Below are 13,321 nucleotides of genomic sequence, written 5' to 3'. Positions count from 1 at the left end.
TGTCCCAATCAGTGACACCGCACCGCACGCATGGAGGAGACCTCATGAGCACAATGATCCGCTACCGCACCCGGCCGGAGTCGGCCGACGAGAACCAGCGTCTGATCGAGAAAGTCTTCGCCGAACTGGCGACGGCGGCGCCGCCCGGACTGCGCTACACCGTCTTCCGGCTCACCGACCAGGTCACCTTCGTCCATGTCGTCGATGGCGAGGGCCTGCCCGAGCTCGCCGCCTTCCAGGAGTTCCAGCGTGAACTGGGCAGCAGGCTGGCCGACGACGTCACGCGCGAAGAGGCCACCGTGATCGGAAACCGCGCGGGCACAACGGCCCACAAGCACGGTTGACCTCAGGGCCGGGAGGGTCACGGTTGACGCCATGGCCGAGAGGGTGGGGCGGGCCGCCCGACTCCACCCTCGCGCTCACGGAATGAGCTGACTTGCCCTTACGGCGAAGGTTCCGCCGCATCGACGAACTGCACCTCGACGATGCCGGGATACGGTTCGTCATCCACCCACCGAACCGCTTCACAGCGCAGTTCAGGCACTTGGGCTCCCCTCCCGGTCACCGGTCCACGGCCGCGACGAGGCAGCCAGTATCCCTCAGCCGCGGGTGGCTATCCCTTCCGCTCGGGGGGCGTGAACGGTCCGGTCTCAGGAGCCACGCAAGCCTCGACCATGGTCCGCTCACCGGCTGCTGAACCTTCCACGCAGAGCCGGCCGCCCTTGACGCGCAGGTCGACGTAGAACCGTGTGGTGGTGCCGGACTGCTTGAGGCCGTGGATGCGGTCGTCGATGTAGCCGAGGTCGTTGAGGATCTTCCTGACCTTGGCGGGAGACGGGTCTGCCAGTTCCCAGAGCGCCTGGGTGATGCGCTCTTCGTGGAGGGCACTGGCACACCAGTCGCGAGCGTCCAACTCCGCTGCCGGGCCGGTGGGAGCCCCGGGTGCTTCAATCGCCTCGGTCGCGGGATCGTCGGTCGGCAGCGCCTTGGCCGGCGGAGCGCCCGAAGGGCAGGACTGTGCGATCCGGTTCAACATCGCTGTGGCGGAAGCCTGTTGATCCGTACCGGCCGACGGGTGCGATCCTGCGGCACTTGTCTTCTCGGTTGTCTTCTCGGTGCCGCAGGCGGCGAGGGACACAGCGGCGAGGGTTGTCGCCGCGAGGGCGAGCCAGGGGCGGCGGTTGGCAACTATGCCGGTCAGGGCATGAGTTCGTCTCATGTGCACAGCTTCCGGCCACGCCTCTCGCTGCACATGAGTACACATACTCAACAAGATCGGGTTCAGCGACGCAGTCCACGAGCAGTCCGGCCCCCCTGTACGCGGCCTGTCAATCCCGCGCCTCAGCAGCGGACTTGAGGTCGGCCAGCCACCCCTCCAGGCCCATGCCCAGGACCTGGGTCGCGAGCGGGACGTCCGCCTCGACCTGCTCGCCGGTCCAGGTCTCCTCCGTGCGGACGCGGACACCGCCGCCCTCGGCCTTCTCAAACGTCCACACATGGACACCTTCGTCGATCCGCAGCCCCTCGCCGACCGCCGGACCGGTCCACCGCAGGCACTTGCGGTGCTTCAACTGCTGGACGGTGGACGTGATCTCCAGTGTGGTCTCGGGTGTGGTGGGCGTGGCCGGTGCGGGGGTCGTCCAGCGGAACGCCGAACCCTCACGAAGCCGCCCAGGATCGTGACGTTCGGCGCTGAGGACGGGCGACTGCCAGGCGGGCCATCGCTCGACGTCGGTCTGGAGCTTCCAGATCGTCTCGATCGACGCGTTGATCACGGTGTCGGTCGAGTACCGGATCTGCGCGGCGTGGTCGACGCCCTCCCCTCGGCAGGTCAGGGCGGCGCGGTGGCTCGGCCCGCTTTCGGCCGGGGCGGCGTGGGCCGGGAGCGCGGCAGTTGCGAGGAGGCCGGTGGTGGCGAGTGAGATCGCGACCGCGGTGGCCAGTCGGTTGGATGACGGCTTGATGCGGGTGTTCTGCATGGCGTTCCCCTGGTTTCGAAGCGATCAGGTGTGCGTACGACGGCGGGCGGCGAGCCGACGTTCGAGGGCGATGCGGTCAGCCGCTCAGCGCCGACCGGCCCGGTGGATAGTCACGATGAGTACGGCTGAGGCGGCGGCGATGAGACCCACGAACCCGGGGTGCAGTCCTTGGACAGGCTCGGGGTGCCGTCGGGTCGGGTCAGCCAGATGAGGAGGGGGATCGCGTAGGCGGCCGCGACCAGTCCGGCCGCGAGGCGCACGGCCCGGTCAGACATCCCCTCTGGAAGTTATAAGGTTTGCCGTTCGTTAGAAGTTGTAACCGACTGCGGCGTAGGGAGTCAAGAACTTTCGCAATACCCTCTAACCTGCTGCCATGATTGAGCCATGAAGGTCATCGTCATCGGCGCCGGCGCCCTGGGGGTCAGCGTCGCCAGGCAGCTTGCCGTCAGCGGCGAGGAAGTGCTCCTGGTGGATCAGCGAGGAGCCGGGAGCGGCACCACCGCGACCACGTTCGCCTGGACCAACTCGAGCCGGAAGGAGAACCCGGACTACCACAGGCTCAACCTCGCGGGGATGGAGGAGCACGCGCGGCTCGCCGAACAACTACCCGGCGCCACCTGCTACTTCCCCAGCGGAGCGCTTCAGTGGGCGGACTCCGCAAGCGAACAATGGCTCGCCACCAACGTGGAACGACTGCAGTATCTCGGCTATCCCGCACGCTGGGTCACGCCCACCGAAGCAGCACGACTGGCAGGAGACGGCCTCCGGATCCCGCAGACGATCACCTCGTGCGCCCACTTCCCCAGCGAGGGATACGTTCTGCCCGACCTCTTCGTGGCCAACCTGCTGGCCGATGCCGAGCGGCACGGAGCCCGGTTGGCGCTCGGCGAAGTCGTAGCCATCGATGACAGAGCCGAAGAGGTGTCCGTCGTTCTGGCCGGAGGAGAGGCCTTCACAGGTGATCGGGTCGTGCTGGCAGCAGGCCGCTGGACGCAACAGCTGGCCGCACGAGCCGGTATCGACATTCCCATGGTGACAACAACCAGCCGCGGATCGCAGACCGTCGGCCTGCTCGGGTACGCCAGGGCGCCCCGACTCGACCTTCGGTGTGTGATCCACAGCCCCGGCCTCAACCTTCGCCCCGCTACCGGCGGACGGACCGTCCTTCAAGCGCTCGATCTCAACGCGGACGTCGATCCGGCCGATCCTCCCTCGGTGGATGGGGATCTTGCGCGCACTCTCGCGCAGCGGTTCTCGGCCCTGCTCCCCGAACCGAGCCGCGCACCGGAGATCGAGCTGCGCATCGGCTTGCGGTCATTGCCCGCGGACGGCCTCAGCGTCGTCGGCTACGCCTCCGGCCAGTCCCGCATCTACTGCCTGGTCTCGCACAGCGGGATCACTCTGGCACCGATTCTGGGTCGGCTGGTCGCGAGCGAGGTCACCGCCGATCAGGAGGAAGACCTCCTCCGGCCTTTCCGGCCCACCCGATTCATCGGCGTACGGCGCTCGGACACCGAGGTCGACCAGCGCGCCACCGCTCTCGGCGAGCAGTAGCCGAGCGGGCGGGGCAGTTCGGTCAGCCGGCAAAGGACGGTCAACGACCCCGGTGACGGCGTCGGTACCACAGCCCGGCGACCCCCGCGGATCCCGCGGCCAGGACGATGGCGAGGACCGGCCAGTGACTGCCGGCGATGCGCAGGCCGGCCAGGAAGGTCACGGCGATCAAGGCGAGTGGCACAAGGAGGGAGAAGAGTGCGCGCACTGCCGCCGCGATGACGTCCGGCTGGGGACGGGAGATCCGACGGCGGCGCGCGGTGGGAGCGGTGTGGCCGAAGTAGTACGTCTGAACCCGGCGCGCCAAGCGGGTGTCGGCGCGTTGATAGGACATCGCCATGTACGGCAGCCACACCAGTGGAGCGACGAGGCCGACCAGAAAGACCAAACCGAGGAGCAGCCACCGCCAGACCTGCACCGCCAACCTGCGCACCCGCCCGCCCGCGTCCTCCGCTGCCTCGCCCGGTGGGAGCACACCGAGCAGGCGGGCCATGCGCAGGGTGACGTCCCACAGAGCCGCCCATCGCCTCCATCGGCCCGGGGTGTCAGCGGCCCGTGGCGTCCGGGCGAGCGCGTCCTGCGCCTGCCGGGTGTCCTCGTACACGCCCTGGAGGACGAGAAGTTCGGCGGCGCGGGCGCTCGCCGTAGGGTCGCGGCCGTCGAGAGCGGCCAGCTCCAGCACCGTACGTGCCTGGCGGAGCAGCGCCGCGCAGAACGCGACGGGAATGAGCACGACAAAGGGGCCGCCCACGAGGGACCCCTCCGACACGACGGCTCGCCGGCCGCGGGCAAGCACCAGACCACGGAGTTCTACGTCGGTGGCGTCGGGGTGGTTGCGGCGGAGCTGCTCGACTACGCGGGGCACGGCTGGACCCATGCGGCGGACGGCGAAGGAGGCGAGAAGTTCTGGGAGGTGCCCGGGGTCGGTGACGATCGAGGCCAGCAGCGAGCGCTCGAGCGAGGACTCCGTGGGGGCGCCCTCCGTCTTTCGTTTCTCCCGGTGCGACACAGATCGTATCTATCACGAATCGCATCACACGGTGCATCCAGCCTGTACCCATACCTTTCGGATGATCTGAGGCACAGCTGTCGGTTCGACGTCGCATTCGATCCGAGCGGCGCGCCGGAAGGGCGAAAAGGACACGGGTGGTCTCCACGAGCCCCTCGCAGCCGCACATCGGGGACGGGCCGGGTCGACCCGCCCCCTAATGAGTGTCCTAGCCGACGGCCACCTACCGCGTGCTGCCGGCGAGGTGGCCGCCCGGCCTCACTTCAGGTGCCGATCCAAGAACCGGCACCCGTCCTCCAACTCGAACCACGGGGTGCCGGTGTGCCCTCCCACATTGGCGTGCAGCGTCTTCTCCTTGCTGCCGAAGGCGTCGAACAGGTCCAGGGCACGTTGCCGTGGATTGCCCTCGTCGTCCCACTGCAGCAGGAACAGCACCGGGATGGTGACTTGGCGGGCCTCCTCGCGCTGGGCACGGGGCACATACCCACCGGCGAAGAAGCCCGCGGCCACGATGCGCGGTTCGACCACCGCCAGCCGGATACCGAGGGCGGCCCAGCCCCCGGAGTACCCGACCGGACCGCCGATCTCGGGCAGTTCAAGGAGGGCGTCGAGAGTGGTCTGCCATTCCGGCACCACGTTTTCGACCAGGGGGCCGATGAAGGACTCGAAGATCTCGTCGACCGGTTCGCCGGCCTGCATCGCCCGGCGGAGGTCAGCGCGTGCCTGCTCCTGGGCGGCGGAATGGGGACGGTCACCGCATCCTGCGGCATCAATGGTGGCCACCGCGAAGCCACGGGCGGCGGTGTAACGGGCCCGCGCCGCCAGCCGGGGGTCCGCCTTGGGCAACCCGTTGTTGTGGGACATCAGAACGAGCGGGGCCGGTGCGGATCCGGGCGTCCACAGGGTGCCGGGGATCTCACCGAGGGTGAATTCGCGCTCGAGGACGCCGTCGTCGAGGCGCCGTTCGGAAGTGAAGAGCATGGTCGTGCCTTTCGGGAGTGCGCGTGAACGGCGCTCCCGGACGACCTATCGCCCGGCCGTGACCCCGGAGGGGAGCACCCACGTCAAAACTGCGTTCACGGGCACCACCTCCTCGCTCTCTCGCACGGCCTCAGGGAGGTTAGCAGGGGTCGCCGTGGAAGGTCGTCGGGTTTTCGGGGAGGGCCTGGAACACTCGACCCCCTCGGCCCGAGGCAGCACCACCAGAAAGATCTCGCCCTGAGATATGGACGGCACGTTCATTTCTTGCTTATATGTACGTAGCGTTCATTTCTGAGGGGAGACCCACCATGAACACCCCCACCACCCATCGCGTCGCACTCGTCACCGGCGGCTCCGGCGGCATCGGCCGCGTCGTGGCCGAGCGGCTCGCCGCGGACGGATTCGCGGTCGCCGTGCAGTACGCGGGAAACCAGGCCAAGGCCGAGGACACCGTGGCCGCGATCACCGAGGCCGGCGGCAAGGCCCTCGCCGTGGGCGGCGACGTCGCCGACGAAACCGCGATGAGCGCGGCCTTCGACACCGTCGAGTCCGCCTTCGGCGGTATCGACGTCGTCGTGAACACCGCCGGCATCATGATCCTGGCGCCGGTCGCGACGTTCGATCTCGCCGACCTGGACCGGATGCACCGCACGAACATCCGCGGCACCTTCGTGGTCTCCCAGCAGGCGGCCCGCCGCATCCGCCCGGGTGGCGCACTCGTCAACTTCTCGACCTCGGTGGTCCGCACCCAGCTGCCGACCTACGCCGCCTACGTCGCCAGCAAGGCCGCCGTCGAGGGCATGACCCTCACCCTGGCCCGCGAGCTGCGCGGCCGGGACATCACCGTCAACGCCGTCGCACCCGGCCCCACCGCCACCCCGCTGTTCCTGGACGGCAAGGACGACGCCTCCATCGCGAACTTCGCCAAGGCGACCCCCCTCGAGCGGCTGGGCCGCCCCGAGGACATCGCCGAGGCCGTCTCCTTCCTCGCCGGCCCCGCGCGCTGGGTCAACGGACAGATCCTCTACGCCAACGGCGGCCTCGCCTGACCCCTGCCGCACCGCCTGCTCCCGCAACCACGTCACCCACGTCACCGCGCCAGCGCCGCAGGCCCCCGAAAGGAACCACGTCCATGCCCACCACCGGCAATGTCATCGTCACCACCGGGGCCTCCAGCGGCTTCGGCGCGCTCACCGCCCGCGCGCTGGCCGACGCCGGCCACACCGTCTACGCCGGCATGCGCCAGACCGGCACCCGCAACGCGCCCCAGGTCAAGGCCGCCGTCGACTACGCGCACGACCACCACGTCGACCTGCGCCCCATCGAGCTGGACGTGAACGCGCAGGACTCCGTCGAAGCCGCCGTCGCAGCGATCGAGGCCGAGCACGGCCGTATCGACGTGCTGATCCACAACGCCGGGCACATGGTGACCGGCCCCGCCGAGGCCTTCACCCCCGACCGGCTCGCCGAGCTCTACGACGTGAACGTCCTGTCCACCCAGCGCGTCAACCGCGCCGCGCTGCCCGGCATGCGCCGGCGCGGACGAGGACTGGTGCTCTGGGTGTCCAGCACCAGCGTCAAGGGCGGCACCCCGCCCTACCTCGCCCCCTACTTCGCCGCCAAGGCCGCCATGGACTCCCTCGCGGTGTCCTACGCCGGCGAACTCGCCCGCTGGGGCGTGGAGACCGCGATCGTCGTCCCCGGCTCGTTCACCAGCGGCACGAACCACTTCGCCCACTCCGGCCACCCCGACGACACGGGCGTCGAGGCCGCGTACGAGACCAAGTACGCCGGTCTGATGGACCAGGTGGCGGCCAAGCTCGCCGCCCTCGCCGCCGAAGGCGCAACCGCGTCACTGGTCTCCGACGAGATCGCCCGCATCGTCGCCCTGCCTGCCGGACAGCGCCCCTACCGCGTCCACATCGACCCCGCGAACGACGGATCCGAGGAGGTCAGCGAAGTCGCCGACCGCATCCGCCGCGAGTTCCTCACCCGCATCGACCTCGCCGACCTGCTCACCGTCCAGCACTGAAACCCTGGGATGGCGCAGTTCAGCCTCCCGTCCCCGCTCCCGCCATCGCAGAGGCAGACACCATGACCACGATCGACACCCCGGTCGCCATCCAGACCTTCATCGAGGCCACCAACCACGGCGACACCGAGGCCTTCGCCGCCGCGTTCACCCACGACGCCCACCTCGACGACTGGGGCCGCGAGTACCACGGCCGCGACGGAGTGCGCGCCTGGGACCGCACCGACAACATAGGCGTACAGGCTCACTTCGAGCTGGAGTCCATCGAGCCGGGCCCCTCCCCCGACACCTACGTCGCCACCCTTACAGTGAGCGGCGACGGCCACAACGGCACGGGTCCCATGACCTTCCGCCTGCGCGACGGGCTGATCGCCAGCCTGCGGATCGCTCCGTGACCCCGGGCACGAGACGAGGCGACAGCACGACCCCCGGCAACCGAGCAGGAGCACACGTGGTGAACAAGGCGAGCGGCCCCGCCGCCAGGGAAGGCAGCGGTCGCGGTCGGGGGCGTCGGCCCGCGGACGAGGTCCGGGCGGACGTCCTGCACACCGTCGGAGACCTGCTGCTCGCCGAGGGCTTCGCCGACCTGACCTTCGAACGCGTCGCCAAGGCGTCCGGGGTCAGCAAGACCACGCTCTACAAATGGTGGCCCTCCAGGGGAGCGCTCGCCCTGGACGGCTACTTCCACGCCGTCGAGGAAACGCTCGCCTTCCCCGACACCGGGGACATCCGGGCCGACCTGCTCACCCAACTGCGCGCCTTCGCCCACGTGATGACCGAGACGCCGGGCGGCCGCGTGCTGGCCGAGCTGATCGGGGCCTCACAGACCGACCCGGACCTGGCCACCGCCTACCGCAAGCTCTACTCCTCGCACCGGCGCCGCCTGGCGGGCGAACGCCTCCAACGAGCCCAGGAACTCGGCCAGATCCGCCCCGACACCGACGTCCAGGTCCTCGTCGACCAGCTCTGGGGCGCCGTCTACCACCGCCTCCTCATCCCCGACGAACCCGTCACCGACGACTTCGTGGTCGCACTGGTGACCAACCTTCTGAACGGAGTACAAGCGAAGTAAGCGCGGTGCCTGCCCGTTCTAGACCTGGGAACTCGGGCTCGCCTCCACGGACAGGTCGTTGTCGACCGTGAAGTAGGGACGCACCGCGACACCACCGACCGTGGCAGACGGGTACACGAAGATCTCCTTGCGGTCCGCCACGTCGTCAAGCAGTCGGCCGATACGGATGATCTGGCCGCCCGCGTCGGGGCCGGTGCGGACGCTGACGTCCCACACGCGGCTGCCCGTGCCGTCGGCGCCGATCAGCTCCTCGAAGTCCACGGTGAAGGTGAATCGCCGACCATCGCTGTCGACCCGCGGCTCCCCGGTCCAGACCGCGCCGCTGGAACCCCGCGGGCGCAGTCGTACCAGGGCTCCCGCCGACACCGCGGCGCCGTGCGACCGCGCCTTCACCGTCATGGACCGCTCCGTCACCCGCACGCCCTCGACCTCGGCGTGGGCGGTGCGCAGCCAGGTCCGTACCGCGAGGTAGCCGTCCTTGGTGGTGTACGGCACCCGCACCGCCACCGGCGCCGGCCAGTCCCGGGTGTGTCCGTCGACCAGGGCGCGCAGGTCGCGCAGACCGGGGCGGAGGCGTTGCCGCGTGGCTCCCGGGTCGGGGAGCAAGTACACGTCCCACCGTCCCTCGGCGAGCGGGGGCTGGGCGTCCAGGACGGCGCACCAGCCGCCGTCGGCCGTCGCTTCGAGGGGGAGGGAGCGGTGGCTTTCCTCGGGCATTCCCTTCTTGGGACGCAATCGCAGCAGCAACTGGGGCGATGAACCCTCAAGTTCGGGCAGGTGGAACGTGACGCGGCCGTCCGCGTCGGCCGTGCAGTGGGCACGGGGCGTGTCGTGTGTCGTGCCGGTGCTCATCTCTGTTCCTTCCGTACGGCGCGCAGCGCACTGCCGGCCGCGGCGTGGGCGGCGTCCCGGGCGGCGAAGCCACGGCTGATCAGGGTGCGATGTATTCGGTCGCGTTCCGGTGCCGCGGGCCGCCCCGCCCTTCTCGCCGACATCGCCTCGCCGATCAGGTGTTCGGCATGCTCCACGACGGGGCCCGGGGCGAAACGCCGGGCGTTCTCCATGGCCGTACGACCCATGCGCCGCCGTCGCTCGTCGTCGCCGACGAGTTCCAGCAGGGCGTCGCCCAGCGCGTCACGGTCACCGACGGGCACCAGGCGGCCGTCGATCCCGTCCTTGATGATCTCGCCGGGTCCGTGCGGGCAGTCGGTGCTCACCACGGGGAGGCCGCAGCGCATGGCCTCGACGATGGTCATGCCGAACGGTTCGAAGTTGGACGCGGCCGCGCCGATCGAGCCCTTGACCCACTCCGCCTCCATCGGAGCGGCCGCTCCCATGAGGAAGACGTTGTCGCACAGGCCCAGGCTCTGGATGAGCTGCCTCAGCCGGTCCTGCTCCTCCCCCTTGCCGTAGATCCGCAGCTGCCAGTCCGGGTGTTCGGCGGCCACTCGGGCGAAGGCCTCGACGAGCAGGTCGTACCGTTTCACCGGTACCAGCCGACCGGCGGCGATCACCACCTTCGCGCGGCCGTCCGCGGCGGGCAGCACCGGGTCGGGGACGCTGTTGGGCAGGGCCTGCACTCTGACGCCGGGCAGCCGCATCTTGCGCCGGTAGGCGTCGGCGTCCGCTTCCGTGACCGTGGTGAGCACGTCGAGCCGCCGGTACGCGCGGCGCAGCGCGGTGCGCAGTGCCGGTGAGTGGTTGTCGAGGGTGAGGTGCTCCTGCCCGACGCGGACGACATGCCATGGGGCCTGATACGCCAGGTGCACGTTGAGCCCGGGGCGCGTGCCGATGACCACGTCGGCGTCGATGGCCTCCAGGCATTCACCGATGCGTTGATCGGTCAGTTCGCTGTATTGCTGGTAGCGGTACTCAGCGGCCGGGAACACGCGCGCCGGTCTCAGATGGAGCGGGTGTTCCTTTTCCTTCCGCAGGTCCACCAGCGGCCTGAGGGAGACTCTCGGGTCCAGGGTGAAGTTGGGGCGTTCCCGATGTCGTAACACCGAGACGATCTCCACATCGTGCCGGGCGGCCAGTGCCTGCGCCAGGTTGAAGGTCGTGGTGATCGTGCCTCCAATGCCGTAGGCGTTGTGCAGGAGGAAAGAGATCTTCATGGTGGACTAGACCTCACCGACCCCCTTTCCGTTGTCTGCTGTTATTGCTTTGTTTCCTTTCTGGTCGGGCTCAAGGACGGCTCGCCGTCGGTCGATCCCAGGATCGCGATCGGTATGTCACGGTCCGGGTACGCCTCACCGATCCTTCTGGCCCCGCAACCGCTGTGGCCGGAAAGTGTGTCTCTGAGCGCATGGCGTGCCCGCTGGGCAGTGGGCACGGGCCCGGTTCTTGGGGGATTCGATGAGCGCATGGGAAGTGCCCGGGTACACCGAGTCGCTCGAACTCGGCTCGGGAGCGAGCGGGCGCGTCGTCCTGGCCGTCCACGACGAGACCGGTGTCGCGGTTGCGGTGAAGTACCTCAGCGAGTCGCTGCGCGCCCAGTCCGGTTTCCTGCACGGCTTCCGGGCGGAGGCACGGCTGCTCGGCGGGCTGGAGAGCGCGTACGTCACCGGGTTGTACGAGTACGTCGAGAGTCCGGACGGCGCGGCCATCGTGATGGAGCTGGTGGACGGCGTCTCCCTGCGAACGCTGCTGAGCCGGCAAGGGCCGCTCGACCCGGAGGCCGCGCTCGTCATCCTCAAGGGTTCGCTGCTCGGCCTGGCCGACGCCCACCGCGTCGGCGTCGTCCACCGCGACTACAAGCCGGAGAACGTCCTGGTCGTGCCGGACGGATCGTCCAAGCTCGTCGACTTCGGCATCGCGGTGGACTCGGGAGCCACCGCCGGTGTGGCCGGAACCCCGTCCTACATGTCCCCGGAGCAGTGGACGGGCGCGCCCGCCTCACCGGCTGCCGACGTGTACGCGGCCACGGCCACCTTCTTCGAGTGTCTGACGGGTCGCAAGCCGTACTCGGGCGACAACTTCGCGGAGCTGGCGCTGCAGCACGTCGAGGCGCCCGTCCCGGCCGAGGAGGCGCCCGAAGCGGTGCGCGAGATCGTCCGCCGCGGTCTGGCCAAGGACCCGGCGCAACGGCCCGCGCAGGCGGCGGAGTTCGTCACGGAACTGGAGGCGGTCGCCGGTGCCGCGTACGGGCCCGACTGGGAGGAACGCGGTCGGGGCCGGCTCGCCGCACTGGTGGCACTGCTCCCCCTGCTGCTGCCCTCGGCCCGCACCGCGCCCCGCACCACCACGGACATCGCCCGCACGGTCCTGCCTCAAGGGCTGCGCCCCGTCCCGGCACGATCATGGCTCCCCGGCCGGCCCGGAATCCTGGTGTCGGTCGCCGCCGTCGTTCTCGGCGTGCTGCTGACCTACGGCATCCCGGCCAACGCCGGAAGCGCCGCGCAGGAGGCGGCCCAAGCCCTGGCCACGACCAGTGCCGAGCCCGGCGGGGAACAGGCCGGAGCCACAGCGCCGACGTCATCGGCCTCCCCCTCGCCGTCGTCCACCGCCTCGACAAGCCCCTCGCCATCACCGGACGAGTCACCCACGGGCGCCACACCCATTGGCAGCGAAGAGGCCACGGCCTCCGCCACCCCGGACAGCGGTGAGGGGACGACAGCGCCACCCGGAGGCACCGACACCACACCCACCACCACCGCTCCCCCGTCGCCGGTCGCACCCGCCGTCAAGGCCGTCGCGGTGTCGGGCTTCAGCCAGACGGGCCCCACGACCGCCACCGCCACCATGGAGGTCACCACGGACGGCACCGGGCCGATCTCCCTCACCGTCTCGTGGTTCACGAGCGACTCGAGCGGACAGCTCGGCACGGCCGACGGCGCCCCGCAGACCTTCACGCGCAGCGGCGCCACCACGTACTCGATCACCGTCGGTCACACATTCCAGACCCGCGGCTGCTACTGGTCGGTCCATGCGGCGACCGACCCGGCCGCCGCCGGCGGTGCCGCCTCTCAACAAATCCTGACCAGGCAGTGTGACATCCGGTGACGGCACGGAACCCAGAGCGCGGGGAACCCGGTTCCGCCGACGCCGACTACAGCGCCACCGTGCTGGCCAGCCACTGGATCCAGGGACCGGCCTCGCCGGACACGCTCGTGGAGGAGACCTCGCCGGAGACACCGGCGACGACCCGGCCCGATCGTGTCGAAGGCACCGTTTTGCGCTTCGGACCGGGCGTCACGGCCACCCTCGCGCACCGCACGCACACCGGGACGCTCCCCGCGGTGCCGACGCCCCCGGCACCGCCTCGGCGGCGACTGCGCCGACACGCTCTTCCCGCCCTGGTGTTGATCTGCGTCCTCGCTTTCCTCGCCTGGCAGCGCCTGGGGCCGTCCGTCGAGGTGACCACGGTCGCCGTCTCGGCCCGGCCAACCGTCCTCGGGTGCGACGAGACCGCTGTCATCGTCGGCCTGGTCACGACGAACGGCAGCGCCGGCACCCTCTCCTACCGCTGGACCAGAAGCGACGGCACCGCCTCCGACGTCCTGCGCGAAGAGATGGTCCGCGGCCAGAAGCAGGCCCGCCTCCAGCTGCGGTGGACCTTCCAGGGCAAGGGGCAACGCGCGCCGCGGGCCGAGCTTCAACTCCTCTCGCCGACCCGCAGAACAGTGACCACGCAGTTCACGTACGACTGCTCCTGACAGCTCCGCAGGGCTCGTCAGACCGGGGTCGACTACCCT

At 69.9% G+C, this 13,321-nt stretch carries 14 protein-coding genes; 8 read left to right on the top strand and 6 right to left on the bottom strand.

The genetic code is table 11. The annotated features are described in order from the left end of the window. Positions 1-44: 44 nt before the first annotated feature. Positions 45-344 carry a hypothetical protein gene (locus tag AC068Z_RS35250; RefSeq protein ID WP_478565245.1) on the top strand — a complete coding sequence of 100 codons (300 nt, stop codon included), beginning with the start codon at positions 45-47 and terminating at the stop codon, positions 342-344. A gap of 269 nt (positions 345-613) precedes the next feature. Here AC068Z_RS35250 and AC068Z_RS35245 read toward each other — a convergent pair whose 3' ends face one another. Further along, positions 614-1,138 carry a hypothetical protein gene (locus AC068Z_RS35245; protein ID WP_478565242.1) on the bottom strand — a complete coding sequence of 175 codons (525 nt, stop codon included), beginning with the start codon at positions 1,136-1,138 and terminating at the stop codon, positions 614-616. A gap of 190 nt (positions 1,139-1,328) precedes the next feature. Further along, positions 1,329-1,979 (bottom strand): SRPBCC family protein, encoded by a 651-nt coding sequence (locus AC068Z_RS35240; RefSeq protein ID WP_478565239.1) that lies wholly within the window; start codon positions 1,977-1,979, stop codon positions 1,329-1,331. Between the two features lie 384 nt (positions 1,980-2,363). Here AC068Z_RS35240 and AC068Z_RS35235 point away from each other — a divergent pair, with 384 nt between their 5' ends. Further along, positions 2,364-3,533: an NAD(P)/FAD-dependent oxidoreductase gene (locus tag AC068Z_RS35235; RefSeq protein ID WP_478565236.1), complete on the top strand. Its 1,170-nt coding sequence runs from the start codon at positions 2,364-2,366 to the stop codon at positions 3,531-3,533. A gap of 40 nt (positions 3,534-3,573) precedes the next feature. On the opposite strand, the gene AC068Z_RS35230 is transcribed toward AC068Z_RS35235, so the two are convergent. Continuing rightward, on the bottom strand, positions 3,574-4,542 hold the full coding sequence (locus tag AC068Z_RS35230) for a hypothetical protein (protein ID WP_478565233.1): 969 nt from the start codon (positions 4,540-4,542) through the stop codon (positions 3,574-3,576). A 258-nt stretch (positions 4,543-4,800) separates the two neighbouring features. Beyond that, positions 4,801-5,523 carry a dienelactone hydrolase family protein gene (locus AC068Z_RS35225; RefSeq protein ID WP_478565230.1) on the bottom strand — a complete coding sequence of 241 codons (723 nt, stop codon included), beginning with the start codon at positions 5,521-5,523 and terminating at the stop codon, positions 4,801-4,803. 308 nt (positions 5,524-5,831) lie between these two features. Between AC068Z_RS35225 and AC068Z_RS35220 the strand changes: the two genes are divergently transcribed. The 4 genes from AC068Z_RS35220 (at position 5,832) to AC068Z_RS35205 (ending at position 8,627) form a co-directional block, all read left to right on the top strand. Then, the gene (locus AC068Z_RS35220) at positions 5,832-6,572 is read left to right on the top strand and encodes an SDR family oxidoreductase (protein ID WP_478565227.1); all 741 of its coding nucleotides are present in this window, start codon (positions 5,832-5,834) and stop codon (positions 6,570-6,572) included. Between the two features lie 83 nt (positions 6,573-6,655). Further along, positions 6,656-7,555 (top strand): SDR family oxidoreductase, encoded by a 900-nt coding sequence (locus tag AC068Z_RS35215; RefSeq protein ID WP_478565224.1) that lies wholly within the window; start codon positions 6,656-6,658, stop codon positions 7,553-7,555. 62 nt (positions 7,556-7,617) lie between these two features. Further along, positions 7,618-7,950, top strand: coding sequence for a nuclear transport factor 2 family protein (locus AC068Z_RS35210; protein ID WP_478565221.1), 333 nt, complete (start codon positions 7,618-7,620; stop codon positions 7,948-7,950). A 56-nt stretch (positions 7,951-8,006) separates the two neighbouring features. Then, a complete protein-coding gene (locus AC068Z_RS35205) occupies positions 8,007-8,627 on the top strand; it encodes a TetR/AcrR family transcriptional regulator (protein ID WP_478565218.1) in 621 nt (206 codons plus the stop codon). An 18-nt stretch (positions 8,628-8,645) separates the two neighbouring features. Here the strand turns inward: AC068Z_RS35205 and AC068Z_RS35200 are convergent, their stop codons facing one another. Next, the gene (locus AC068Z_RS35200) at positions 8,646-9,479 is read right to left on the bottom strand and encodes a transferase (RefSeq protein ID WP_478565215.1); all 834 of its coding nucleotides are present in this window, start codon (positions 9,477-9,479) and stop codon (positions 8,646-8,648) included. Continuing rightward, positions 9,476-10,741, bottom strand: coding sequence for a glycosyltransferase family 4 protein (locus AC068Z_RS35195; protein WP_478565212.1), 1,266 nt, complete (start codon positions 10,739-10,741; stop codon positions 9,476-9,478). The genes AC068Z_RS35200 and AC068Z_RS35195 overlap by 4 nt, the downstream gene beginning before the upstream one ends. A 241-nt stretch (positions 10,742-10,982) precedes the next feature. Between AC068Z_RS35195 and AC068Z_RS35190 the strand changes: the two genes are divergently transcribed. Together AC068Z_RS35190 and AC068Z_RS35185 are read left to right on the top strand one after the other, a co-directional pair. Next, a complete protein-coding gene (locus AC068Z_RS35190) occupies positions 10,983-12,629 on the top strand; it encodes a serine/threonine-protein kinase (protein WP_478565209.1) in 1,647 nt (548 codons plus the stop codon). Beyond that, positions 12,626-13,282: a hypothetical protein gene (locus AC068Z_RS35185; RefSeq protein WP_478565206.1), complete on the top strand. Its 657-nt coding sequence runs from the start codon at positions 12,626-12,628 to the stop codon at positions 13,280-13,282. Before AC068Z_RS35190 ends, AC068Z_RS35185 begins: the two co-directional genes overlap by 4 nt. The last annotated feature ends 39 nt before the right edge of the window (positions 13,283-13,321 follow it).

This window comes from Streptomyces sp. NPDC043726 (assembly GCF_056436565.1).
The sequence above is the reverse complement of the archived record's forward strand: the minus strand, read 5'-3'. Positions and strand labels throughout refer to the sequence as shown.